This is a genomic window from Collinsella aerofaciens (assembly GCF_019131995.1).
Taxonomy (GTDB): domain Bacteria; phylum Actinomycetota; class Coriobacteriia; order Coriobacteriales; family Coriobacteriaceae; genus Collinsella; species Collinsella aerofaciens_S.
The window spans coordinates 1-374 of record NZ_JAHONA010000084.1; the positions used below are offsets into that span (position 1 = coordinate 1).

Here is a 374-nt window from a genome sequence, read left to right on the forward strand (position 1 = left end):
TGGATGCCGCGGGTGACGCCGCGGCTGTCGTTGTAGGAGATGTTGTTCTGGACGACCCTGAGGTCGGGGATGCCCAGGGCGGTCATCTTGGCGCGCTGCCAGTTCTCCTTGAACCAGCCGCGCGAGTCGCCGTGGACGGCGAGGTCGACGACCTTGAGGCCCACGATGCCGGTCTCGGCGACGGAGAGGTCCTTCTCGAATGCGATGTCTGCCATGTCTCTCTCCCCTCCTACTGGCCCTGTGCGCGGTAACGGGCCTCGGTGGCCTCCTTGGCCGGGCGCCACCAGGACTCGTTGGCGACGTACCAGTCGATGGTGGCCTTCAGGCCCTCGGCGAAGTCGGTGTGGGCCGGCCTCCAGCCCAGCTCGCGCTGG

1 protein-coding gene is annotated in these 374 nt (G+C 67.9%); it reads right to left on the reverse strand.

The window, feature by feature from the left end:
- Window positions 1-215, reverse strand: a 215-nt coding sequence (locus tag KSY82_RS10270; protein WP_217751135.1) for a dTDP-4-dehydrorhamnose 3,5-epimerase family protein, incomplete at its 3' end; no start/stop codon positions are given.
- Window positions 216-374 lie beyond the last annotated feature (159 nt).